The sequence below is a fragment of the Corynebacterium sp. HMSC078A10 genome, from assembly GCF_001811565.1.
In the GTDB taxonomy this organism is placed as follows: Bacteria; Actinomycetota; Actinomycetes; order Mycobacteriales; family Mycobacteriaceae; genus Corynebacterium; species Corynebacterium hesseae.
The window spans coordinates 158827-182657 of the sequence record NZ_KV805205.1; the positions used below are offsets into that span (position 1 = coordinate 158827).

Genomic DNA, 23831 nt, shown 5'->3' on the forward strand with positions numbered 1-23831 from the left:
AGGATGAAGTTGGTTCTTATGAACCTGATTGAAGGATAGAAACGGAGGGTAGAACATGTCAATAGGTTTATATTTTTTTAAAAGCGAAGTAACTCTTCTCCTATTTGGCCGCTGCATGTTTAAAGGGGGGGGGGAAGGGGAGCTGTTCATGAAGGGGTGAGTCTTCTAGGGGTGTGCCTAGGAGTCTGGCGAGAACCTATTCGAAATCTGTTGACCGATATGTCGATTTCCGCGCGCGTTGTCGCCTCGGACACTATCCTTAAGTTCGTATTGTGCTTATCTGAAAGGATCACTCCCAGTGTCTGATACCGCCCACAAGTCCTTCTCTAAGATCTTGGTGGCCAACCGCGGTGAGATTGCCGTGCGCGCCTTCCGCGCTGCCTTTGAGGTCGGCTCCAAGACCGTTGCAATTTATCCAAAGGAAGACCGCAACTCCTTCCATCGCGCCTTTGCCAATGAGGCAGTGCGCATCGGTACCGAGGGCCAGCCGGTCAAGGCATACCTCGACATCGATGAGGTCATTCGCGCCGCCAAGAAGTCCGGCGCGGATGCCATTTACCCTGGTTACGGCTTCCTATCGGAGCGTGCCGATTTGGCGCGTGCCTGCCGTGACAACGGTATTAAGTTCATCGGTCCCACCCCGGAGACCTTGGACCTGACCGGTGACAAGGCCGCCGCGGTTGCCGCTGCCCAGGAGGCGGGGCTGCCGACTCTGAAGGACTCGAAGCCCTCGACGGACGTCGACAAGCTGGCGGAATACGCCAAGGACTTTAACTTCCCCGTCTTCGTGAAGGCAGTGGCCGGCGGTGGCGGCCGCGGTATGCGCTTCATCGAGAACGAGGCGGAGCTGAAGACCAAGTGTGCTGAGGCCTCCCGCGAGGCTGAGGCAGCCTTCGGCGATGGCAACGTTTACCTCGAGACCGCGGTGATTCGTCCGCAGCACATCGAGGTGCAGATTCTGGCTGACTCCCACGGCAACGTCTTGCACCTGTTTGAGCGTGACTGCTCCGTGCAGCGCCGTCACCAGAAGGTCGTCGAGATCGCCCCGGCACCCACGCTGGACCCAGAGCTGCGTGACCGCATCTGTGCGGACGCCGTGAAGTTCTGCAAGCACATCAACTACGAAGGCGCCGGCACCGTCGAGTTCCTCGTCGATGAGAAGGGCAACCACGTCTTCATCGAGATGAACCCCCGCGTGCAGGTCGAGCACACCGTGACCGAGGAGGTCACGGGCGTGGACATCGTGAAGTCCCAGATGCAGATTGCGGCGGGCTTCTCCCTCGAGGAGTTGGGCCTGAAGCAGGAGGACATCCACATCACCGGCGCGGCGCTCCAGTGCCGCATCACCACCGAGGATCCCTCCAATGGCTTCCGCCCGGATACCGGCACGCTGACCCAGTACCGCTCGCCGGGCGGCGCAGGCGTGCGTCTCGACGGCGCAACGGCCGTCGGCGCTGAGGTCTCCCCGAACTTCGACTCCCTGCTGGTGAAGATGACCTGCCGTGGAGTCAACTTTGAGCAGGCCGTGGCACGTGCACAGCGCGCGCTCAACGAGTTCACCGTGGCCGGCGTGGCCACCAACATCGGCTTCCTGCGCGCCCTGCTGCGCGAGCCGGACTTCGTCAACACCCGCGTGGACACCAGCTTCATTCCGGAGCACCCGGACCTGCTCAAGGCTCCGCCGGCCGTGGATGAGTCTGGCCGTATCATCGACTACATCGCTGATGTGACCGTCAACAAGCCGAACGGCGAGCGCCCGACCACCCTGCGCCCCTTCGACAAGCTGCCGGACCTGGACTTTAACTCTGAGCTGCCCCGCGGTTCCCGCGATGAACTGTTGGAGCTGGGCCCGAAGAAGTGGGCGGAGAAGATCCGCAAGCAGGACGCTCTGGCCGTCACTGATACCACCTTCCGTGACGCCCACCAGTCCCTGCTGGCCACCCGCGTGCGCGGTACCGCGTTGGTCACCGCCGCTGAAGCCGTCGCCCGCATGACCCCGGAGCTGTACTCGGTGGAGGCATGGGGCGGTGCGACCTACGACGTCGCCATGCGCTTCCTCAAGGAAGACCCGTGGGTGCGCCTGGATCTGCTGCGTGAGGCCATGCCGAACCAGAACATCCAGATGCTGCTGCGCGGCCGCAACACCGTGGGCTACTCGCCGTACTCCAACGATGTGTGCACCGGTTTCGTGCAGGAGGCCGCCAAGTCTGGTGTGGACGTCTTCCGCATCTTCGATGCGCTGAACGACGTCACCCAGATGCGCCCGGCAATCGACGCCGTCCTGGAGACCAACACCACCGTGGCCGAGGTCGCTATGGCCTACTCGGGCGACATGTGCTCCCCGGATGAGAAGCTCTACACGCTGGACTACTACCTCAAGCTGGCCGAGGAGATCGTGAACACCGGCGCTCACGTCCTGGCCATCAAGGACATGGCGGGCCTGTTGCGTCCGGAGTCCGCATCGAAGCTGGTTATGGCTCTGCGCAAGGAGTTCGACCTGCCGGTTCACGTGCACACGCACGACACCGCTGGCGGTCAGTTGGCCACCTACTACGCGGCAGCGCTTTCTGGTGCCGACATCGTCGACGGTGCTTCCGCGCCGCTGGCGGGCACTACCTCCCAGCCTTCGCTGTCCGCCATCATCGCGGCATTCTCGAACTCCTCTCGTGATACCGGCATCTCCCTCAAGGCCGTCTCCGACCTTGAGCCGTACTGGGAGGCCGTCCGCCAGCTCTACCAGCCCTTCGAGAAGGGTATTCCTGGACCGACCGGCCGCGTCTACCGCCACGAGATTCCAGGTGGCCAGCTGTCCAACCTTCGCGCGCAGGCTACCGCTCTGGGCTTGGAGGATCGCTTCGAGATCATCGAGGACACCTACGCTGCGGTGAATGAGATGCTCGGCCGCCCGACCAAGGTGACCCCGTCCTCCAAGGTGGTCGGTGACCTCGCCCTGCACCTTGTGGGCGCTGGCGTAGACCCGGTTGACTTTGAGGCCGACCCGACCAAGTACGACATCCCGGATTCCGTCATCGCCTTCCTGCGCGGTGAGCTCGGTACGCCTCCGGGTGGTTGGCCGCCGCTGCGCGATAAGGTCCTGGAGGGCCGCGCGCCTGGCGACGTCACCGTCAAGCCCGTGCCGGAGGATGAGAAGAAGCACCTGGCTTCGGATGATTCCACCGAGCGCCGCGCTTCCCTCAACCGCCTGCTCTTCCCGAAGCAGTTCGAGGAGTTCAACGAGTTCCGCCGCACCTACGGCAACACCGAGGCGCTGACGGACACGGTCTTCTTCTACGGTCTGGAAGAAGGTAAGGACTACATTGTTCACCACTTCCCGGAGGGCTCCAACGACCGCGCGGATCTTAAGCCCATCACCGTGCGTCTTGACGCGATGGGTGAGCCGGACGAGAAGGGCATCCGCAACGTCGTGCTCAACGTCAACGGCCAGATCCGCCCGCTCAAGGTGCGCGACAACAACGTCGAGTCCACCGTCGCCACCGTGGAGAAGGCCGATCCGTCCAACGAGGGCCACGTGGCCGCACCGTTCGCCGGCGTGGTGAACCCGACCGCCAAGCCTGGCGACGAGGTCAAGGCCGGCGACCAGATCGCCGTCATCGAGGCCATGAAGATGGAAGCCTCTATTTCCGCCACCAAGGATGGCACCATCGAGCGCGTCGCCATTGGCGCCGCCACCAAGGTGGAGGGCGGCGACCTCATCGCCGTTATCAACTAAAAGTCGACTTAGGTCATGGATGGGTGAGCAGCGTCATTCTTGGCGCTGCTCACCGGTGGTTTTCAGCGGTGGGGTGGGATTTTTCCGCACTGCATTGGCCTAAGTCAGGAGGGCGTGCCTCGTAAAAGGCATCTGGCAGAAGGCATCTTTGGGTCCAAGAACGCCATCTGCAATGAGTAAAAGGCGTTTTTAGCCGTGAAAACGCCTTTTGGCAGATGCCTTTTACCAGACGCCTTTTGGCAGATGTCTCCAGCATGTCGATGGAGGCATGCAGATGCTGTGCGTTGCGAGGGGTGCGAAGAAGGTAATCCGTTTCGCGAAGATACGTGCAGCGTTCTACGGAAACGGTCGTTGTCACCCGACTTGGGTCATGGGTGGGTGAGCAACGTCGCTCTTGGCGCTGTCGTCGGCGCGCCGCCGAAGGCGTCGAGTATAGTCGACACTTTTACAAGAAACCGAGGAAGTGTCGAGTATAGTCGACACCTTTTGTCGGTTTGCGTACTAGAAGCGCTTGAGCATCACGTGAGCATCCGGGCGGCCGGGCACGTCGATGTCGACGAAGCCTTCGGATTCATACAGCTTGCGGGCGCCAGTGTTCTCCGGCTCAATCCACAGCGATACGGCGGGAGCCTGCTGCGCCTCGGCGAGGTCGCAGGCGTTGCGCAGGAGGCGTCGCCCAGCGCCTAGGCCCCTGTAGCGAGACTCCACAGCAATGAAGAGCTCGGGGATTTCCTCCGGATCTAGGTCGGTGGCCCACTGAGACTCATCAAAAGGATCGGCCTCGGGGTTGCCGGTGTAGGCGGCACCCTTCGCTTCAGTGGTGTAGTAGCGCAGCCACGCACCACCGACGGGGACGCGATGGCTGGAGACTGCGATGACGCCGCCGTCGACATGGGGCGACCATTCGTCGATGTACAGCCCCACGTCAGGCGTGTGGAAATCCCCGATATGGGCGTCCTCGTCACCGAGGACATCGGCGAGGAAAAGGAGACGGGAGAGGTAGGTACGGTCGTGCTCCTTGGCCAACCGTACACCGAACTCAGAATCGTTAACGCTCATGCCTTTCGAGGCTACTTGATCTCTGAATCTAGCTACTCACTGAGTGGTTCGAGTGGAGTTGGTGGCGCTATCCTGATGCGCCACTGTTGCATCCCCTCAGAGCGACAAGTCAGCACCCCGGTAAGTTGTACTCAGCGAGTCAGTGACCCGGAGCAGAGCTCCACCGGGGTATCACGTACAAAGAGTATGTAACGTTGCTGACTGAAGCAAGGTTATTGCAGTGCTCCCTGGCCGTAAGGAAGCATCGGCAAATTACTTGATCTCCAGAATCGGCTCGCCCTTGTTGATCTGCGTGCCGGTGGACACCTTGAGGTCGGTCACGGTGCCGGACTTGTGGGCCTTGACGGGGTTCTCCATTTTCATGGCTTCAAGGACGACGACGACCTCGCCCTCTTCGACTTCCTGGCCTTCTTCGACGGCGACCTTGATGGCGCTGCCCTGCATCGGTGCGGTCACGGCGTCACCGGACACGTTGGCTGCTGCGCCTTTACCGCGGCGCTTCTTCGACTTCTTGCGCTTGTTGCCGCCACCCAAGAGCAAGTTGCCCGGCAGGGCAACCTCGATGCGGCGGCCGCCAACCTCGACGACGAACTTCTGGGGTGCTTCCTGGTCCTCATCCTCAGGTGCTTCGGCGGTGTCGGTGTATTCGGGCAGCTCGTTGACCCACTCTTCCTCGATCCACTTGGTGTAGACCGTGAAGTTGCCGTCCTCGGCGGTGAAGGCAGGATCGGTGAGGATTGCCTGGTGGAAGGGGATAACCGTGGGCAGGCCTTCGATGCGGTACTCGGACAGCGCGCGGCGTGCGCGCGCGATGGCGGTCTCGCGGTCCGGGCCCCAGACGATGAGCTTGGCCAGCATGGAATCGAACTGTCCGCCGATGACGGAACCTTCGCGCACGCCGGAATCCATACGCACGCCCGGGCCGGAAGGCTCGGAGTAGGAGACGATGGTTCCAGGAGCCGGCATGAAGCCCGCAGCGGCGTCCTCGCCGTTGATGCGGAACTCGAAGGCGTGGCCGTGCGGGGTCGGGTCCTCGGCGATGGAAAGCTCGCGGCCCTCGGCGATGCGGAACTGCTCGCGAACGAGGTCGTAGCCGGTGGTTTCTTCGGTAACGGGGTGCTCCACCTGGAGGCGCGTGTTGACCTCGAGGAAGGAGATGAGTCCATCCGCACCTACGAGGTACTCCACCGTACCAGCGCCGTAGTATCCGGCCTCGCGGCAGATGCGCTTGGCGGATTCATGGATGGAGGCGCGCTGCTCATCGGTGAGGAAGGGGGCAGGGGCCTCTTCGACGAGCTTCTGGAAGCGGCGCTGTAGGGAGCAGTCGCGGGTGCCCATGACGACGACGTTGCCGTGCTGGTCAGCCAGGACCTGCGCCTCGACGTGGCGGGCCTTATCCAGGTAGCGCTCAACGAAGCACTCGCCGCGGCCGAAGGCTGCGGTGGCCTCGCGGGTGGCGGACTCGTAGAGGTCCTTGATCTCCTCGCGGGTGTGAGCGACCTTCATGCCGCGGCCACCGCCGCCGAAGGCAGCCTTGATGGCAACGGGCAGGCCGTGCTCGTCGGCGAAGGCCTCGACCTCTTCGGCGCTGGCGACGGGATCCTTGGTACCCGGTGCCATGGGCGCGTCGGCACGCTCGGCAATGTGGCGGGCGGTGACCTTGTCACCCAAGTCCGCAATCGATTGCGGCGAGGGGCCGATCCAGATCAGGCCGGCGTCGATGACGGCCTGGGCAAAGTCGGCGTTCTCGGAGAGGAAGCCATAGCCGGGGTGGATAGCGTCGGCGCCGGATTTGGAGGCGGCGTCGAGAATCTTGTTGATATCGAGGTAAGACTCAGCGGAGTTTTGGCCGCCGAGTGCGAAGGCTTCGTCGGCAAGCGTGACGAATGGGGCGTCAGCATCGGGCTCGGCATAAACCGCTACGGATGCGATGCCGGCATCGCGAGCCGCACGGATGACGCGGACCGCAATCTCACCGCGGTTGGCCACGAGGACCTTGGTGATGTTCTTGGTTTCAACTGCCACGGCAGGAACCCTCCTCCAATTTTTCTGATAGGACTGCGTACTATTCTTGCACACCAAAACATGAGGATACCGTCACGTCTTGGTTTCGTGTCAAAAAATAAACCCGCACCAGCGAGGATGCGGGCTTATTTCGGCGTGTTGCTAGCGCTCAACGGGCATGCGAACCATGTTGCCCCACTCTGCCCACGAGCCATCGTAGACGCGCGGGGTGTCGAAGCCGAGCAGGTACTTCAGCACAAACCAGGTGTGCGCGGCCTGAGCGCCGACATGCGAGTAAAGGACGGTTTCCGTTGCGGGCTCTAGCTCACCATAGTTGACCTTGAGCTCGCTGAGTGTACGGAAGCAGCCGTTGGGGTAGACCGCGCGATCCCATTCCAAGTTGATGGCCCCGGGAATATGGCCGTGCGTCAAGGTGGTGCCGTAGGCAGACTCGCCGGTTCCGTTCTTGAAGGCGGCTTCGCCGCAGAACTCGTCTGGGCTGCGGGTGTCGACAACGGTGGCGGTGGATCCGCGCAGCTCATCGACGAAGATGCGAGAGGATTCTTCGCGGGAAACCTCCGGATAAGAGGAAACGGATGGTTCGGGAACCATGAAGGAAGTATCGCGTTCTTCGGACATCCAGGCGTCCCTGCCGCCGTCGAGAAGCCGCACGTCTTCGTGGCCGTACAGTTCAAAGATCCACAGGGCGAACGCGGCCCACCAGTTGGACTTGTCTCCGTACAGGATGACGGTGTCATCGCGCTCGACGCCCTTCGAGCGAAGGAGGGCGGTGAAGTCTTCGGCGCTGATGATGTCCCTCGTTGTGCTATCGAGCAGTTCCGTCTGGACGTTGATACGGATAGCGGTGGGGATGTGGCCGATATCGTAGAGGAGTGAATCCTCATCGACCTCGATCACGTGGAGGCCGTTAATGCCCAGTCGCGCGGATAGCCACGGTGCGGACACGAGACGCTCGGGGTGCGCGTATTCCTGGAAAGGGGGATTCGGGTCGAATTCGGCCACGGTCCACCTGCCTTTCTCGTTAAGGGGGAACGTTCGCTTCAACTCTAGCGTGCTTGGCCGAAAAGTGGTCACGGGGGAGAGCCTTTTGTGGTGTTGGATACATTTCTTGGGCGGGTTGTGCCGCTTCGCACTTACTGGTTATAACAAGTATGCAGGTCAGGGGCTGAAAAGTGCGCTAAGCTCGCTTTTTAACCTTCTGTTGGGCCGATTTTGTAGGGGAGCGCGCGGGCCAAACCTGGGTTATTTTAAGTAGTGACACTCATCAACCCCCTAGCGAAAGGGAATTACTGTGCACAAGGCAATCGTCGTCTTCGAGGTTGAGGGCGGATCAGACAAGCAGATCAACGGACACCGTAAGGACACCATGCCAATCGTCGACTGCATCAAGGATGCAGGCTGGCATGCAGAGGTCGTGTTCTACCGCCCTGAGTGGTCCGAGAAGCTCTTCGAGTATGTATCCGAGAATTTTGATGCCTACATCTCCCGCGTGAACCCGGGCAACATCCCGGGCGGTGAAAAGGGCTACTTTGACCTGCTCTCCAAGCTGTCCGACGCTGGTTTGGTCGGCATGTCCACCCCGTACGAGATGATGGCCTACGGCGCTAAGGATGCCCTGGTCAAGCTCAACGACACCGACCTGGTCCCGTCCGATACCGCCGCCTACTACGACGTCGAGTCCTTCCACAACACCTTCCCGACCTCCCTGTCCTACGGCGAGCGCGTGCTTAAGCAGAACCGTGGCTCCACCGGCTCCGGCATCTGGCGCGTGCGCCTTGCCGACGAGAAGCTGGCCGAGTCCGTCGAGCCGGGCACGGCTCTGTCGCTCGACACCAAGATCAAGTGCACCGAGGCTGTGGACAACCACTCCGAGGAGCGCGAGCTGGGCGAGTTCATGGACTTCTGCGATCAGTACATCGTGGGTGACAACGGCATGCTCGTGGACATGCGCTTCATGCCGCGCATCGTTGAGGGTGAGATTCGTATTCTTCTCGTGGGCCCGGACCCGGTCTTCGTGGTGCACAAGAAGCCGGCCGAGGGCGGCGATGCCTTCTCCGCCACCCTGTTCTCCGGCGCCAAGTACACCTACCAAAAGCCGGAGGAGTGGCAGGAGCTCGTCGATATGTTCGCTGACGTTCGCCCGGTCATCGCAGAGAAGCTCGGCGGTGACAACATCCCGCTGATCTGGACCGCGGACTTCATGCTGGCTGACGGCGAAAACGGCGAAGATACTTACGTCCTTGGTGAGATCAACTGCTCCTGCGTGGGCTTCACCTCTGAGCTGGACATGGGCATTCAGGAGAAGGTGGCTGCTGAGGCCATCAAGCGCGTGGAGGCCAAGCACGCTTAAGCGATTTATTTCGCACTAATCCTGTTGAGTTTCCCCTGCCGTGGCGGGGGAAACTGTCGTTTTCTGGGGTGCATTTGCCTAACTCGCGCTGCCGGTGAGCAAGATCTCAGGTACGTTCGGTGGGGTAAAAAATTTATGACAGTATCGTGCTGTAGCGCACTGCGAAAATCAATGATTCTCCGAAAGGTCTAAAAACTATGACGAACCCCAACCAGTTTGGTGAGAACGGCGACAAGAACGATAACAACGCTGGCGACTACAACGCTCACGGTTCCCACGGCGACAACGCTGGGAACAACAGCTTCGGTAGCTTTGGCGGCTACGGTAGCTCTCAGTCCGGCAGCGATAATTCTGCTTCTGGGTGGAACAGCCAGGGACAGAACTCCAACTTCGGCTGGGGCGGCCAGGCCGGCTACGGCGATTACTCCGAGAGCTCCGCTGAGACCTCCTCGTTCGGAAGTGCGTCTTCCCAGAATTCGCAGCCGGAGTCTGAAGGTGAGGCCAAGGACAGCACTTTTGGCTCCAGCTTTGCTGCGTCTGAGTCCGCCTCTGGTTCTGCCAACACGGAGTCATCTGACAACAAGTCTGAAAGCCATGACACCCGCGCTAACCATGACTCTTTTGGCGCCTCCTACGCTTCCTACAACTCCGATAGCAGTGCTGGCGCCGAGCACTCCGCTGAGGCGACGAACTCGAATCAGGGCTACGGCAACCACGGTTACGGCAACAGCGGCTTTGGCAGCGAAGGCTTTGGCGGCAGTGCGCAGGCAGAATCCAACCAGAGCCAGGGTTTTGGGCAGCAGTCTGGTGATGGCTTCGGCGCCCAGGCTTCTCACTCCAACTCCACGTCCGGTTTTGGTAGCTACCAGCAGCAGAACCAGGGCTTTGGTGGACAGGAGCAGCAAGGGTTCGGCTCCCAAAGCCAGCAGGGCTTTGGTACGCAGGAACAGCAGGGCTTCGGTCAGCAGAACTCGCCCTTTGCTGCCTCTCCACAGAACAATCAGTACCCGCAGCAGGCCGCACAGAACGGTGGTTCTTCTAAGAGCACGGGCTTCTTCAAGGCGCTGTTTGACTTCTCCTTCAGCAGCTTTGTCACCCTGAAGTTCTCCTCCTTCATCTACATTCTGCTCGTCATTTTGGCAGGACTCTCCTGGGCAGGATTGATCCTCTTCTCTTTCGTGGCTTTTGCTGACAGCTTTGTCAGCGGAATCTTGGCGTTCCTGGGCGCTGTCATTTTTGGCGGAATCGCGTTCTTTTTCTATGTCATCCAGTTCCGCTTGATCTTGGAGTTCTTCGTGGCAAACATCCGCACCGCGCAGAACACCGGTGATCTTGTTGCTAAGGCAGACGGCGACAAGGCTTAATCGCATACCAATCCCTGCGCTGCTTTAGGGCAGACAGACTAATCCCGCCGGCCTCATTATTTGAGGTCCGCGGGATTTTTGTATTTAAAGCCCTATGCCCGTCGGAGAGGCCCGTTAGCCGCCACGGATGGTTCCAGTCATATGGTTCGGGTCAGAAGGTTCGTGTGCCCCTAAACAAACCATCTGTGGGCACCTAGATGGTTCACCTGCCCCCAGCTAAACCTTTTGAGTAGAACCAGTTGACTAGAACCATGTGGCGGACCGGGGTAGGCGGGATAGCGCGCAACGGCGCTACTGGCTGCTTAGTCCAGCAGCGTGGCGACGGACTCGGGGTCGGCGTCGGAAAGCATTTGACGGATGCGGTCATACTCCGCGTCCTCACCGATGGCCTTTGCAGCATGGCCCAGTGCGGCAATCGCGCGCAGCACGCCTTGGTTAGGCTCATGGGAGAAGGGGACAGGGCCCCAGCCCTTCCATCCATTGCCGCGCAGGCGGTCGAGGCTGCGGTGGTAGCCGGTACGCGCATAAGCGTAGGCGGTGATGAAAGCGGTGGGTTCAGCGCCCTTGTGCTTGTCTAGTTCCTGCTCCGCCAGCAGTGCCCACAGCAGCGGGGAATCCGGGTGGGCGACAATTCCTGCGGTGAGATCGGAGGTGCTGTCAGCACCCGGATCGGCCGGCAGCTTGATGGGCGGGGGAGCGAGCATATCTTTCATTTCCATGCCGTCCCACTCTAGCCATGTGGCAGCGAGGGGGCGAACCTAGAAAGGTTCGCCCGCAGCTGGATGGATTCACCCGCAACTAGAAGGGCTCGCCCCGAATTAGGGCTGGGCCCAGAAGTCGGAAACGTTGAGTCCAAAGGAATACAGAGCGCGGCGCAGCACCGGCAGCGAAAGGCCGATGACGGAGGAAGGATCGCCCTCAATGCGGTCGATGAACCAACCGCCGAGGGCCTCCAGGGTAAAGGCGCCGGCGCATTCCAGCGGCTCGCCGGTGCGAGCATAGGCCTCGATATCGGCGGCAGTAGCTTCCGCAAAGTGCACCGTCGTGCGCGAGGCCTCCACGAAGCGCTCCTCGCCGCGCAGCACGCAGTGGCCGGTGATGAGCTCCGCGGCGCGGCCGGCCTGCGCGTGCCAGCGCTCCACGGTGGCCTCGGGGGTGTGGGGTTTGCCTTGGAGGGAGCCGTCGAGAAGCAGCATGGAATCCCCGCCCACCACGACGTCCTCGGGATAGTCCGGGGCAATGGCCTCTGCCTTGGCCGTGGCGAGTGCGCAGACGATCTCGGCGGGCTCAGCACCCGCCAGGCGCTCCTCGATGGCCCGCTCATCCACGTGGGCCGGGGCAATGACGGGTTCCACGCCCGCACCCCGCAGGATGGACAGGCGGGACGGGGACTGAGAAGCCAGAACCAGGCGCATGTGCTTAGTAGTAGCGGACGTTGCGGAAGGCGGACGGGTTAAACACGTCGCCCGGCTGGCCCCACAGGTCGCGCTCGGAGCGGGTATCGGCGGCCTTGGCACGCGCCTCGGAGTCGAGCTGGCTGAGCACCGTGGTCAGGGCCGCCACCTCAGCGTCGGTGGGGTTGCCGTTGAGAACGGTAAACAGGGAAGCGGTCATGGGGAAACCTCTACAAAACGATATTGCCGTGTTTCTTCGGCAGGGTCGGAATAATCTTGCGATCCAGCAGGCGCAGTCCCTCAATGAGGGAACCGCGCGTGGCTGCCGGGGTAATAACGGAATCGACGAGACCGCGCTCAGCGGCTTGGTACGGGGTGAGGTAGGCTGCGGCCTCGTCCTCACTCAGCTCCAGCTCAGCGGCCAGTTCAGGGGCATCGGCCACGGCGATCTCGGCCGTCGGCCACGCATAGGACAGGTCCGCACCGAGCTCCTTGGAACCGAAAGCGATGTAGCCGGTGCCGTGCGCGCGGCGCACGATCACGCTGATCTTGCCCACGCTCGCCGCAGCATAAGCATGCACGAGCTTGGCCAACGCTGCCTTCTCCACATCCAGAGCCGGGGAGTCGACGAACTCGACGATGGGGGTGTTGAAGGCATCGCACAGGCGAATGAAACGCGCGGCCTTGGCGGCGGCTGCGGCATCGAGAGAGTCGCGGTTGGCGATGATGCCCACCGTGCGTCCCTCCACGCGGCCGAAGCCGGTGAAGACCCCGCGCACCCAGGCGCCGAGCTCGAAAACATCCTCACAGGTAGCGGTGACCACGTCGGCGAGATCCACGGCGCCGTCATCGCCCACGAGGGTATCGAGCGCGTGGTCGGCCTCGCTGATGTTGTCTTCCACCGAACCCGCAACGATGGTGGCCTCGGTGCGGGGCGCGGCGGCACGGTTATTGGAGGGCAGATAGGAGAGCACGCGCTTGGCGACGCTCACCTCGTGCTCCCCGTCCGCCTGCACGTCGCCGTCGGGGGCGATGACGACATCGGACAGCGCGGCCACGAGCGAGGCCTCCTTGGACTCCGCGTAAACCGCCGTGATCTGCGGGATGAGGCCGGAGGCGGTGGTGGCGCGGGCGAGGATGCGGGCCTGCATGGCGGAGGAGACGATGCCCTCCTGGGCGCGGGGCTTATCGCTGGCAACGAGCGCGACGATGGGCACGCCGGTCTTAATGGCCAGGTCATAGAGCTTGGTGACCTTTTCGCCATAGACCTCGCCCATGGTGCCGTCGAACAACGAGGCGTCCTGCGCATAGGCGCAGACCTTGTGGCCATCGACGGTGCCGAAGCCGGTGACGACACCATCGGTGTAGGGGCGGATGTGCTCGCGGCCGAACTCGGTGGAGCGGTGGCGAGCAAGGGCGTCGGTCTCCACGAAGGAGCCGGCGTCAAAGAGCGCCTCGATGGCGCTGCGGGCTGCCGGGACTTCTCCCTGCGGCGCCCGGGACTCGGTGAGCTTGGCGCTCAGGTCCTCGATCTTGCCAGCGGTCGTCTTCAAGTCAGTCATGGAACACTAGTGTAATACAGTGCTTCTGCTGCACTGATTTGTGCTGAAACGAGCGCGGCCTAGAGCGGGATGTTTCCGTGCTTGCGCGATGGGCGCGCGACATTCTTGTCCGTGAAGAAGCGCAGGTTTTTAGCGATTGCACTGCGGGTTTCGGAGGGGAGAATGACGGCGTCGATAAGCCCGCGCTCTGCTGCCTTATACGGGTTGAGCATGTGATCTTCGTATTCGCGCTCGAAGGATTTGGTCAGTTCCGTCACGTCGAGGCCTTTCTCATGGGCTGCCTTGATCTCTTTGCGATAGATAAAACCGACGGCACCTGCTGCACCCATGACCGCGATCTGGGCGGTGGGCCATGCCAGGTTGATGTCCGCGCCCAGCCCCTTGGAGCCCATCACGCAGTAGGCGCCGCCGTATGCCTTGCGCAGGGTGACGGTGATCTTGGGAACGGTGGCTTCGGCGTAGGCGTAGAGCAGCTTGGCGCCGCGGCGCAGGATGCCGTCGTGTTCTTGGTCGGCGCCGGGGAGGAAGCCGGGGACGTCGACAAGCATGATGATAGGGATGTTGAAGGCATCGCAGGTGCGCACGAAGCGGGCGGCCTTCTCGGAAGAATCGATGTCGAGGCAGCCGGCGAAGACCTGGGGCTGGTTAGCAACGAAACCAACAGTGCGGCCTTCGATGCGTCCGAAGGCGGTGACCACGTTATCGGCGCGGTCGGCCTGGATCTCCAGGAAGTCACCGTCATCGGTGAGGGCCTCGATGACCTCCTTGACGTCATAGGGCTGGTTTGGGGAATCCGGGATGATCTCATCCAGCATGAGGTCGTCGGCGGTTTCTTCGCCCAGGTCTTCGTAGGGCTCAACCGGGGTCAGCTGGCGGTTATTGGAGGGAAGGTAGGTCAGCAAGTCGTGGACCCAATCCAGGGCTTCCTCGTCGCTGGCGGCGGTGTAGTGCGAGGTTCCTGCTTTGTGCATGTGGACGCCCGCGCCGCCGAGTTCTTCTTGACTGACTTCTTCGCCGGTGACGGTCTTGATGACGTCTGGTCCGGTGACGAACATCTTGGACTTCTTGTCCACCATCACCACGAAATCAGTCAGGGCAGGGGAGTAGGCGTTGCCGCCGGCGCACGCGCCCATGATGACGGAGATCTGCGGGACGATGCCGGAAGCCTTGACGTTCTGGTAGAAGGTCTTGGCAATCCAGTCCAGGGACACGGCGCCGTCCTGGATGCGGGCGCCGGCACCCTCGTATAGGCCGATGAGCGGGCGGCCGGTGGTGATGGAAAGCTCCATGATCTTGATCATCTTCTCGCCGTAGACCTCACCGAGTGCGCCACCAAAGACGGTTCCGTCCTGGGAGAAAATGCAGACCTCGCGGCCGTCGATGGTGCCCCAGCCGGTGACGATGCCATCGGTCAGTGGGCGCTTCTTGCCCATGCCGAAGTCCGTGGTGCGGTGCACGGCGAGCATATCGGTCTCGACGAAGGAGCCCTCGTCGAGGAGATAGTCCAAGCGCTCACGTGCGGTGAGGCGGCCTTGGGCGTGGACCTTTTCGTGGGCTTTCTCGCCCATGGGCTGCGCCGCTGCTTCGCGACGCCTCTTCAGTTCAGCGATCTTGCCTGCGGTGGTGTCGGCGCTCAGGGAGTCAAGCTCCGACAAATGTGAGGAAATAGTCATGTTTGGCAGTGTAGAGAAGTTTTGTATGGGAATGTATAGCGGCGCACGGGTGATTTCGCTCACATTTTACGTTCGGGCAGGTGAGGGGCGGTGGAAAAGATGAGGGAATCCTCGCAAACGGCGTGTTGGGTGCATGGCTGACAGTGTAGTGGGCGCGAAATGCGCCGTTTGAAGGGTGGTCGCATGAGAAAACCCCGCCCATGGGGACGGGGTTTGGTGAAGGATTTTATGCAAGCCATCCGAAGCTGTCGAGGAAAAGTTCTACCTCGGCAAGGTCGCCTTCCCGGGGGAAGTCGCCCGTGAGGGCGGCGAAGCTTTCCTCGATGTCGGTATGGGTTGCCGGAATGAGATCGTGCTTGAGTAGATCTTCTGCCACCTGTGCTGCAATGGGTGCAGCGGTAATGGTGTCAAGACCGGTGCCGGTGGCGGTCTTGAATGTGTTAGCAATGGTGGAAATAAAGCCGGAAATAGTATTCATTCTTGCTCGCCCCTTTTTTGCCTCTCGTAGTAAAGGTACGGGGTACCGTACCGTTGGGATTCACCAACTATATCGCGTAAACGCCCAAAACGCTACATAGATTTCAAGTTAAGTTAACTTTTTGTTTACCTTGGCTGATGTGTGACCAGGGACACTCATGAGCTTCCCACCGCGGGGGAGAATTAATAAAGACAAAAAGACAGCCCCGCCGTGTAGGGCGACGGGGCTGTCGGTGGGAGGGGTGTTAGGGGCTTAGTGTCCGCCAGCGATTCCGGCAAAAGGCTCCCAGCCGAAGTAGTGGGCGATGGAGTCCTTTGCAATCCATGTGATAGCGATAAGGATGACGAAGCCAAGAACGGCGTATACCGTCCAGCCAAGCATCTTCATTTGGGGTGAGGCTGCGGTGTCATCAACGACGACGCCTTCGGCGTTGCGGATGGGGTCGCCGGTCATACAGCGCATGCCCAAAGCGAAGAGGAGCGGGATGCCCGCGCCGAAGGCGAGAGCTAGTGCAGCCACACGGATGAGGGCGGTGACGATTTCCATTGCGGTCATGATTGGAATCCTTAGTTGTCCTTGTTGGCGGTGTGGGACTTGACCACATCATTGACGGCGTCTGCGGCGCCGGGGGCGTTGCCGGTCGAAACGCCTGCGGCGACCTTTTCGCGGTGAGACATCGAGGAGTCGACGGACTCGGAGTCCTCGTCCCAGTCGTCGTTGACGTTATTAGCGTCAACCGGGTTGCGGCGAGCGCGCAGGAGGATGAGGGCGACCATTCCCAGCAGGATGATCAGGTCAACGATGGCACCCACCATGGTGTTGGTGGCTGCGCCAACGCCGTTGGCAATCCACCATGTAACGAAGCCGACGAAGGCGGCGCACGGAAGGGTGATGAGCCACGCGGCCACCATGCGCATGGCGACGCCCCAGCGAACCTTCGCCCCCTTGCGGCCCAGGCCGGTACCCAGGATGGAACCGGTGGACACGTGGGTGGTGGACAGCGCCATACCGCCGGTGGCGGAGGTTAGGATGATGGCGGCGGAGGTGGCCTCAGCGGCCATGCCCTGCGGGGACTCAATCTCAACCAGCCCCTTGCCCAGGGTGCGGATGACGCGCCAGCCGCCCGACATGGTGCCGGCGGCAATCGCGACGGCACAGGCCACGATGACCCAGGTCGGGATGCGGGAATCGGAGTTGGCCTCGCCAGCGGCAACGAGGGCAAGGAAGATAACGCCCATCGTCTTCTGTGCGTCACCGGTGCCGTGGGCCAGGGATACGAGGCAGGCGGTCACGATCTGGCCGTGGCGGAAGTGCTCGTTTTTGACCTTGCTCGGGATGGTGTTGGTCACCCAGTACACCAGGGCGGTACCGCAGGCGGAAACCAGAGCGGCGATGAGTGGGGAGGCAATAGCCGGGATGATGATCTTGCCGGCAATGGAGGACCACGCCACGCCGCCGGTGCCCAGGGCTGCGAAGGCAGCGCCGATGAGGCCACCAAAGAGGGCGTGGGAGGATGAAGACGGCATACCAAGGAGCCAGGTAAATAGGTTCCAGGTGATGCCGCCGATGAGGCCGGTGAAGACGACCATGAGCAGGGCGTCGCCGTCGGCGGGGACGGAGACATCGTACTGGTCAAGGTTGACGATTCCCTTGGCCACGGTGGCGGCCACATTGACGGAGAGGAATGCGCCGATGAGGTTGAGGACGGCGGAAATGGCAACGGCGGTGAACGGCTTCAGTGCGCCGGTGGCAATCGACGTCGCCATAGCGTTGGCTGTGTCGTGGAAACCGTTGGTGAAGTCGAAGGCCAGTGCCGTGATGACCACGATGGCCAAGATGATAAGAGTCGCTGACACGAGCGTGATCCCTTTCAGGACTAGGGCAATAATCTGCAAAGAGGGGTCAGCGTGTCGGGGCCAAAGGGGTGGCGCGACGACTGCGAGCTAACCGCGGTTGACGATAGTCCCGAAAGGTAATGGTGCCAATTGTGCGCTAAAGGCCGGTGACCTCGGCAAACAGGCATTATGTATCTTTAATTGGTCATAAAACGCTAAAAAACCTCAAAAGTTACAGCACAATACATCGACTGTTCATGTTCTGTTTACCGTTTTCGTTAAAAGACCGTTAAGCCTCCACCGGAAGCCAGGCATAACCGAAGGGTCCCAGTTCGACTGGTCCTAAGTCTACGGCTTCTTCGGTGAAGTTGTGCAAGCACAATAATTCACCGCGCTGGAATCCCAGCACGCCCGCGTGGCCGGTCTCCACCGCCTCGAAAGGCGCGGTGCCGAGTTCCGGATGCGCCTTGCGTTGCTGGATGAGGCTGCGAATGCGGTGGAGGATCGAGGAGTCGTCGGCAAGCTGCTCCTCCACCGAAATACCAATCCCGCCAACGATGGGGCGGCGCGTCTGAGCGGATGTACTGAAACCTGCGCCCTCGCCCGGCTCCCACTGCATAGGGGTGCGGACAGCATCGCGGTCGGGCAGCTCGGGGGCGTCGTTCATGCCAATCTCATCGCCGTAATACAAGAAAGGCGCGCCCGGTAGCGTCATGAGGAGGGAATAGAAGAGCTCAATCTTGCGGTAGTCGTTGCCCAACAGCGGGGCGAGCCGCCGCGCGATACCCACGTGAGCGCGCATCTGATCATCCGGCAGAAAGTGCTCGTACATGATGGCGCGCTGGTCCTCGTTGACCATCTCCAGCGTTAGCTCGTCGTGATTGCGCAGGAAGGTGCCCCACTGGCATCCCTGGGGCAGCTCCGGAAGCTCCGCCATGATCTCGTAGACCGGTGTGGCGTCACCCAGTGCAAGGGCCTGGTAGAGCCGCGGCATGACGGGGAAGTTGAACACCATGTGGAAGCGATTGCCCGTGCCGTAGAACTCCATGGTGTCTTGCGGCGGCTGGTTGGCCTCCGCGATCATGATGGCCTCGGGATAGTTCTCGTCGATGAAAGCGCGGATTCTTTCCACAAACTCGACTGTTTCCGGCAGGGACTCGCCACCCAGACCATCGCGCTCGTAGAGGTATGCAATGGCATCGAGGCGGAAGCCGTCCACGCCCTTGTCCAGCCAGAAGGAGAGGATCTTGAACACTTCCTCGCGGACCTTCGGGTTGTCATAGTTCAAGTCCGGCTGGTGCGAGTAGAAGCGGTGGAAGTAGTACTGCTTGCGCTCCGGATCCCACGCCCAATTCGAGGTTTCCGTATCGGTGAAGATGATGCGGATCTCTGGGTAGCGCAGGGGATCATCGCCCCACACGTAGTAGTCACCGTACGGCCCTTCCGGATCGGTGCGCGAGGCCTGGAACCACGGGTGATCGGTGGAGGTGTGGTTGAACGCCAGGTCCGTCATCAGCCGCATGCCACGCGCGTGGAGCTCGGTGACGAGCTCCTCGAAGTCCTCCATCGTGCCGTAATCAGGGTGGATGGAGTAGTAATCGGCAATGTCATAGCCATCATCGCGCAGCGGGGAGGCATAGAACGGGGAGAGCCACAGGCAGTCCACGCCGAGCCACTTGAGGTAATCCAACTTCTCAATAACGCCGCGCAGCGTGCCGACGCCTTCGCCGCGGGTGTCCTTGTACGAGCCCACGAGGGCCTGGTAGAAAATGGCGTTGTCGTGCCAGGTCATCGGAGATCCTTCCGTTTAGCCCGCCACAGCAGAAACTCCGCCAGGCACAGCGCGCCCGCGAGGAGCCCCGGCCAGATAGCGGGGGAGGGGTGAAAAAGGTTGAGGACTGCCTGCACCAGCGCCAGGAACGCAAAGAAACCAACGAAACCCAGCGCGGTGTCCCACAGCAGAGCGCGGCGCATTAGGCCTTAACACCGCCGGCGGTGAGGCCGGCAACGATGCGGTGCTGGAAGATGAGCACCATGATGATCAGCGGAATCGTCACCAGTGCGCCCGCGGCCATGGTGGCGGCGTAGGGGTACTCGAAGGCCGAGGGGCCCGAGAAACGCGCGATAGCCACGGTCACCGGCTCAGTGGCGGTGGTGGATAGCTGCTTGGCCAGCATGAACTCGTTCCACGTTGTGATGAAAGCGATGATGGCGGTGGTAAACAGCGCGGGCGCGGCCAAGGGCAGGAGCACGAGGCGGAAGGCCTGACCGCGGGAAGCGCCGTCCACGCGGGCAGCCTCCTCCAGCTCCCAGGGAAGCTGGCGGAAGAAGCTCAGCAGCGTATAGACCGTCAGCGGTAGCGCGAAGGAGATGTTCGGGATGATCATCGCGCGGTAGGTGCCGATCCATTCGAGGTTTCCAAAGAGCTGGAACAGCGGGGTCACCAACGCGATGGCCGGGAACATCGAGGCAGCCAGAATGATGCCGGTGACAATACCTTTGCCTGGGAAGTCGTAGCGTGCCAAGGCGTAGGCGGTAAACACGCCGATAAGGACCGCCACCGCGGTCGTGACCAAGGAAATGATCAAAGAGTTCCCCAGCGCATTGAGGAAGTCATTGCCCTTGTCCGTGGCTAGGGCGTCCCGGAAGTTATCCAGGGTTACGTGCGTGGGCCACGGGGTGGTGTCGAAAGTATGGGACTTGTGCCGCAGGGCGGTGACGACCATCCAGTAGAAGGGCGCGAGCCCCCAGAACATGATGAAGAGGATGCCAAGGTAGTGTCCGAGCTTTTTCATGACTTCTTCTCCTTCTTCTGGCGAGCAGTACCGGACACATCAGCGCCGAGGAAGCGAACGAGAATGAACGCGACGGTGAAGATGAGCAGGAAGATGAGGGTGGATAGCGCGGAGGCAGAGTTGAAGTGGCCCTGGCGCATGTCCTCCACCACCAACTGGGAAATGGTGGCCGTCGGGGAGTTGGAGGAGGCGGAGATCATGATGACCGGCAGGTCGTACATGCGCAGCGCGTCCAGCGTGCGGAAGAGGATGGCCACCATGAGCGCCGGGCGCACCAGCGGCAGGGTAATGGTGAAGAAGGTTTGGATGCGCGATGCGCCATCGACGCGGGCGGCGTCATAGACATCGCGCGGAATCATCTGCAGACCGGCCAGGATGAGCAGCGCCATGAACGGGGCGGTCTTCCACACATCGGCGATGATGACCGCGAGGCGGGCATAAAACGGGTCCGTGGTCCACGCGATGTTCGAGCCGATGAGCGCGTTGATGATGCCGTCCGGCGCGAACATGAACTGCCACAGCTTCGCAGTAACCGCGGTGGGAATGGCCCAGGGAACCAGCACAGCCGCGCGCACGAGGCCGCGCCCGCGGTACTCGCCGTTCATCACCAGCGCCATGAACATGCCCAAGATCGTCTCCAGTGCCACCGTGACCACGGTGAAGAAGAGCGTGATTTTGAGCGCCGGCCAGAAATCGGTGGCGATGACGCCGTCCGGGCATGTGGTGGCCTGGCCGGTGGCAGACATGCATTTATTGGTGAGCCAGTACAGGTAGTTTTCGAGGCCTGCGAATGAGCCTTCCTCGAATACACCCGTAGTCGGGTTAAGCCGCTTGTTGCCCTGGAAGGACAACATCACAGCGCGCACGATGGGATAGCCGATGACCACGGCCAGCGCTATCAGCGCCGGTGCGATGAGCGCAGCGACGCGCAGATACTGTCTGCGGGGCTGCGCGGTAGCCGGTGCTCCAGCCATGCGGTGCCTGCCTTTCTGATTAATAGGGGGAGGGGTTTATCGGGGGTTGGGGAAAATCATAGCGGGTGGCCGAGACATCCTCTGTGCACGAGACCCAGATCAAAGAAAGAGGCGCGGGCAAGTCTCGTGGACTTACTCGCGCCCCATTCACGCTGGGAGCATTAACCCTGCGCGGCTGCCTCGATGGCTGCCTTCATGTCCTTCGTTGCGTCATCGACGGACTTGCCCGCGGTCAATGCCGCGTAAGCGTTATCCTGCACGGCCTTGGAGATGGCGGTGTAGAACGGGGAAACCGGACGCGGTGCGGCGTTCTCCAGGGATTCCTTCAGAGCCGGAAGGTACGGGAACTCCTCCACCAGGGACTCATCGTCGTAGATGGAAGCCAGTACCGGCGGGAAGGAAGCCTCAGCGAAGGACTTCTGGTTCTCCTCGTTGATGATGAACTTCATGAAGTCCAGGGCCGTAGCCTTGTGCTCGGAATTGATGTTGATGCCGTTGTTGTAGCCACCCAGAGTGGAAACACCGACGCCGTCCTTGCCCACCAGCGGCTGGACCTCGAACTTGACGCCCTTTTCCTCAGCGTTGGTGTACATGTACGGCCAGTTGATGGCGAATGCGGTCTTGCCCTCGGTGAAGGCCAAGTTGGTCTCCTCCTCCGTTGTGGCGGTGGAGTCCTTGGAGATGGTGCCGTCTTCGTAGGCGTCGACAAGCGCCTGCAGGCCTTCCTTGGACTTGTCCGAGTCAACTGTCACGTTGCCCTCGTCATCCAAGATGGAGCCGCCCCAGCCCTCGATGAAGCCGGCGGTGTTGACGGTGAGGCCCTCGTACTGCTTGAGCTGGGTGGTCAGGCAGGAGCTATCGTCCTTGATGGCCTCGCAGGCAGACGCGATGTCCTCGAACTTCTCCGGAGCCTTGTCCGCCAACTCGGTGTTGCGGAAGAGCAGCTGGCCGTTGGTGTTCTGCGGCAGCGCGTAGAGGGTGTCGTTGTAGGTGGCGGATTCCACGGTGGGCTCCAGCAGCCCGGAGGTATCCACCTCGAGGTCACCGGTCAACGGTGCCAGCCACTGGTTAGCGGCGAAGTCCGCGGTCCAGACCACGTCCAGCGCCATGACGTCGTAGTCGGAGTTGCCCGCCTGCAGGGATTGTACGAGGGTCTCGCGCTGAGCGTCGGCCTCGCCGGCGAGCTCCTTGAGCTCGACCTTCTCGTCCGGGTGCTCGGCGTTCCATGCCTCGATGATGGGCGTGATCTTGTCGGTATCGTTCTTGCCCATGGCAAAGGTGATGGGGCCGCGGCCGTCACCATCAGTCGAGGAGGCATCGGAGCCAGTGCTTGACGACGATCCCTCGTCGCTCGACGAGCAACCTGCCAAGGTCAGTGCGAGGGCAGCGGTGGTGACGACAACGCCGCGGCGGACGGAACGCAGCGAGCTGGGGAGAAACGGCTTCTTCATTGAATATTCACCTTTCGGAAAACTTCTGATGACTACAAAATAGGGGATCATCCCCACATCGCACGTGGTTTTGGCTTTTAATTCACTCCAAGCGGGGGTGAAATCACCCCTGTTTGTGTTGCTGCTTAAGTTTCGATGCGCTGGCCGGTCTCCGGATCGAAGCGGTGTGCCTCGCGGGGGTTAAAGGTCAGCACGACGTTCTCACCGCGTTGCGGAACGTCGTCGCTCGCGCGAGCCACGAAGCGCTGCTCGCCCACCATGACGTAGACGAAGGATTCGGAGCCCAGCTCTTCCACGAACTCCACCGTGCCCTGGAAGCCAATCGGCCCCTTGTTAATGAACATCTTCTCTGGGCGTACGCCGACGCGTCCGCCGTTGTAGTCGAAGATGTTCATCGCAGGGGAGCCAATGAAGCCGGCGACGAATTCGTTAGCAGGAGCGTCGTACAGCTCGCGCGGTGGCGCGACCTGCTGCAATTCACCGTCCTTGAGCACGGCGACGCGATCTCCCATGGTCATGGCCTCCACCTGGTCGTGAGTGACGTAGACAGTGGTGGTGCCGAGGCGCTGTTGGAGGCTGGCCAGCTCCGCACGGGTTTGTACGCGCAGCTTGGCGTCGAGGTTGGACAGGGGTTCATCCATGAGGAAGGCCTTCGGCTCGCGCACGATGGCGCGGCCCATGGCCACGCGCTGGCGCTGACCACCGGAGAGGTCTTTGGGCTTGCGCTGCAGGTACTCCGTGAGCCCAAGGGTCTTCGCGGCTTCCTCTACTTTGGCTGTGATTTCAGCCTTGGGCTTCTTGGCCAGCTTGAGGGCAAACCCCATGTTCTGGGCCACGGTGAGGTGCGGGTAGAGCGCGTAGTTCTGGAAGACCATGGCGATATCGCGCTCGCCGGGCTCCAGTCCCGTGACGTCTTTGCCGTCAATAAGGATGCGGCCGCTGGATACCGGCTCCAGCCCCGCGAGGGCGCGCAAGGTGGTGGACTTACCGCAGCCGGACGGGCCGACGAGGACTAGAAACTCGCCATCCGCAATCTCGATGTTGAGGTCTTTGACCGTGGGTTTCTCGGCACGGGGATAGGTGATGCCGACGTTCTCAAAAGTGACCTTTGCCATGGATTCACACTAGCACCTGGCGGCAG

20 protein-coding genes are annotated in these 23831 nt (G+C 61.4%); 3 read left to right on the top strand and 17 right to left on the bottom strand.

The features are described 5' to 3' along the window. The first annotated feature begins 298 nt into the window (after positions 1-298). Entirely contained in the window at positions 299-3730 is a 3432-nt protein-coding gene (locus tag HMPREF2808_RS06885; protein WP_070597160.1) for a pyruvate carboxylase, read from the top strand. Positions 3731-4231: 501 nt separating this feature from the next. On the opposite strand, the gene HMPREF2808_RS06890 is transcribed toward HMPREF2808_RS06885, so the two are convergent. From HMPREF2808_RS06890 to HMPREF2808_RS06900, 3 genes are all read right to left on the bottom strand, one after another. Continuing rightward, on the bottom strand, positions 4232-4789 hold the full coding sequence (locus HMPREF2808_RS06890; RefSeq protein WP_070531085.1) for a GNAT family N-acetyltransferase: 558 nt from the start codon (positions 4787-4789) through the stop codon (positions 4232-4234). Between the two features lie 252 nt (positions 4790-5041). Further along, entirely contained in the window at positions 5042-6814 is a 1773-nt protein-coding gene (locus HMPREF2808_RS06895) for an ATP-binding protein (protein WP_070597161.1), read from the bottom strand. Between the two features lie 141 nt (positions 6815-6955). Further along, entirely contained in the window at positions 6956-7816 is an 861-nt protein-coding gene (locus tag HMPREF2808_RS06900; RefSeq protein ID WP_070564911.1) for a sulfurtransferase, read from the bottom strand. A gap of 289 nt (positions 7817-8105) precedes the next feature. Between HMPREF2808_RS06900 and HMPREF2808_RS06905 the strand changes: the two genes are divergently transcribed. Beyond that, positions 8106-9164 carry a Cj0069 family protein gene (locus HMPREF2808_RS06905; RefSeq protein ID WP_070564907.1) on the top strand — a complete coding sequence of 353 codons (1059 nt, stop codon included), beginning with the start codon at positions 8106-8108 and terminating at the stop codon, positions 9162-9164. A 197-nt stretch (positions 9165-9361) separates the two neighbouring features. Continuing rightward, entirely contained in the window at positions 9362-10528 is a 1167-nt protein-coding gene (locus tag HMPREF2808_RS06910) for a DUF4282 domain-containing protein (protein WP_070564904.1), read from the top strand. Positions 10529-10830: 302 nt separating this feature from the next. Here the strand turns inward: HMPREF2808_RS06910 and HMPREF2808_RS06915 are convergent, their stop codons facing one another. From HMPREF2808_RS06915 to HMPREF2808_RS06980, 14 genes are all read right to left on the bottom strand, one after another. Next, positions 10831-11247, bottom strand: a complete 417-nt coding sequence (locus HMPREF2808_RS06915) for a DUF3151 domain-containing protein (protein ID WP_012714873.1) — start codon at positions 11245-11247, stop codon at positions 10831-10833. A gap of 99 nt (positions 11248-11346) precedes the next feature. Beyond that, positions 11347-11943 (bottom strand): Maf family protein, encoded by a 597-nt coding sequence (locus tag HMPREF2808_RS06920; protein WP_070564901.1) that lies wholly within the window; start codon positions 11941-11943, stop codon positions 11347-11349. Between the two features lie 4 nt (positions 11944-11947). After that, positions 11948-12142, bottom strand: coding sequence for an acyl-CoA carboxylase subunit epsilon (locus tag HMPREF2808_RS06925; RefSeq protein ID WP_070528100.1), 195 nt, complete (start codon positions 12140-12142; stop codon positions 11948-11950). Between the two features lie 10 nt (positions 12143-12152). After that, positions 12153-13484, bottom strand: coding sequence for a carboxyl transferase domain-containing protein (locus tag HMPREF2808_RS06930; protein ID WP_070624307.1), 1332 nt, complete (start codon positions 13482-13484; stop codon positions 12153-12155). 59 nt (positions 13485-13543) lie between these two features. Beyond that, entirely contained in the window at positions 13544-15157 is a 1614-nt protein-coding gene (locus HMPREF2808_RS06935; protein WP_070531065.1) for an acyl-CoA carboxylase subunit beta, read from the bottom strand. A 226-nt stretch (positions 15158-15383) separates the two neighbouring features. Next, complete coding sequence (locus tag HMPREF2808_RS06940; protein WP_070564895.1) at positions 15384-15635, bottom strand: hypothetical protein; 252 nt, start codon at positions 15633-15635, stop codon at positions 15384-15386. Between the two features lie 252 nt (positions 15636-15887). Continuing rightward, complete coding sequence (locus tag HMPREF2808_RS06945) at positions 15888-16190, bottom strand: hypothetical protein (protein WP_070564892.1); 303 nt, start codon at positions 16188-16190, stop codon at positions 15888-15890. 11 nt (positions 16191-16201) lie between these two features. After that, positions 16202-17491, bottom strand: coding sequence for an inorganic phosphate transporter (locus HMPREF2808_RS06950; RefSeq protein WP_070597162.1), 1290 nt, complete (start codon positions 17489-17491; stop codon positions 16202-16204). 268 nt (positions 17492-17759) lie between these two features. Next, complete coding sequence (gene treS, locus HMPREF2808_RS06955; protein WP_070564887.1) at positions 17760-19262, bottom strand: maltose alpha-D-glucosyltransferase; 1503 nt, start codon at positions 19260-19262, stop codon at positions 17760-17762. After that, complete coding sequence (locus tag HMPREF2808_RS06960; RefSeq protein ID WP_070564885.1) at positions 19259-19444, bottom strand: hypothetical protein; 186 nt, start codon at positions 19442-19444, stop codon at positions 19259-19261. Before HMPREF2808_RS06960 ends, treS begins: the two co-directional genes overlap by 4 nt. Next, positions 19444-20265, bottom strand: a complete 822-nt coding sequence (locus tag HMPREF2808_RS06965) for a carbohydrate ABC transporter permease (RefSeq protein WP_070564882.1) — start codon at positions 20263-20265, stop codon at positions 19444-19446. The genes HMPREF2808_RS06960 and HMPREF2808_RS06965 overlap by 1 nt, the downstream gene beginning before the upstream one ends. Then, positions 20262-21239 carry a carbohydrate ABC transporter permease gene (locus HMPREF2808_RS06970; protein WP_070531051.1) on the bottom strand — a complete coding sequence of 326 codons (978 nt, stop codon included), beginning with the start codon at positions 21237-21239 and terminating at the stop codon, positions 20262-20264. The genes HMPREF2808_RS06965 and HMPREF2808_RS06970 overlap by 4 nt, the downstream gene beginning before the upstream one ends. Before the next feature lie 161 nt (positions 21240-21400). Continuing rightward, positions 21401-22690 (bottom strand): ABC transporter substrate-binding protein, encoded by a 1290-nt coding sequence (locus HMPREF2808_RS06975; protein ID WP_070624308.1) that lies wholly within the window; start codon positions 22688-22690, stop codon positions 21401-21403. Between the two features lie 125 nt (positions 22691-22815). Continuing rightward, positions 22816-23805 (bottom strand): ABC transporter ATP-binding protein, encoded by a 990-nt coding sequence (locus tag HMPREF2808_RS06980; protein WP_070528117.1) that lies wholly within the window; start codon positions 23803-23805, stop codon positions 22816-22818. Between the last annotated feature and the right edge of the window lie 26 nt (positions 23806-23831).

Bases quoted from the DNA above. Each gene is read 5' to 3' on its own strand.
- treS (WP_070564887.1), bottom strand. From the start codon at position 19,262: ATGACCTGGCACGACAACGCCATTTTCTACCAGGCCCTCGTGGGCTCG.
- HMPREF2808_RS06915 (WP_012714873.1), bottom strand. From the start codon at position 11,247: ATGGAAATGAAAGATATGCTCGCTCCCCCGCCCATCAAGCTGCCGGCC.
- HMPREF2808_RS06920 (WP_070564901.1), bottom strand. From the start codon at position 11,943: ATGCGCCTGGTTCTGGCTTCTCAGTCCCCGTCCCGCCTGTCCATCCTG.
- HMPREF2808_RS06925 (WP_070528100.1), bottom strand. From the start codon at position 12,142: ATGACCGCTTCCCTGTTTACCGTTCTCAACGGCAACCCCACCGACGCT.
- HMPREF2808_RS06970 (WP_070531051.1), bottom strand. From the start codon at position 21,239: ATGGCTGGAGCACCGGCTACCGCGCAGCCCCGCAGACAGTATCTGCGC.
- HMPREF2808_RS06935 (WP_070531065.1), bottom strand. From the start codon at position 15,157: ATGACTATTTCCTCACATTTGTCGGAGCTTGACTCCCTGAGCGCCGAC.
- HMPREF2808_RS06975 (WP_070624308.1), bottom strand. From the start codon at position 22,690: ATGAAGAAGCCGTTTCTCCCCAGCTCGCTGCGTTCCGTCCGCCGCGGC.
- HMPREF2808_RS06890 (WP_070531085.1), bottom strand. From the start codon at position 4,789: ATGAGCGTTAACGATTCTGAGTTCGGTGTACGGTTGGCCAAGGAGCAC.
- HMPREF2808_RS06910 (WP_070564904.1), top strand. From the start codon at position 9,362: ATGACGAACCCCAACCAGTTTGGTGAGAACGGCGACAAGAACGATAAC.
- HMPREF2808_RS06945 (WP_070564892.1), bottom strand. From the start codon at position 16,190: ATGACCGCAATGGAAATCGTCACCGCCCTCATCCGTGTGGCTGCACTA.
- HMPREF2808_RS06965 (WP_070564882.1), bottom strand. From the start codon at position 20,265: ATGAAAAAGCTCGGACACTACCTTGGCATCCTCTTCATCATGTTCTGG.
- HMPREF2808_RS06980 (WP_070528117.1), bottom strand. From the start codon at position 23,805: ATGGCAAAGGTCACTTTTGAGAACGTCGGCATCACCTATCCCCGTGCC.
- HMPREF2808_RS06940 (WP_070564895.1), bottom strand. From the start codon at position 15,635: ATGAATACTATTTCCGGCTTTATTTCCACCATTGCTAACACATTCAAG.
- HMPREF2808_RS06930 (WP_070624307.1), bottom strand. From the start codon at position 13,484: ATGACTGACTTGAAGACGACCGCTGGCAAGATCGAGGACCTGAGCGCC.
- HMPREF2808_RS06960 (WP_070564885.1), bottom strand. From the start codon at position 19,444: ATGCGCCGCGCTCTGCTGTGGGACACCGCGCTGGGTTTCGTTGGTTTC.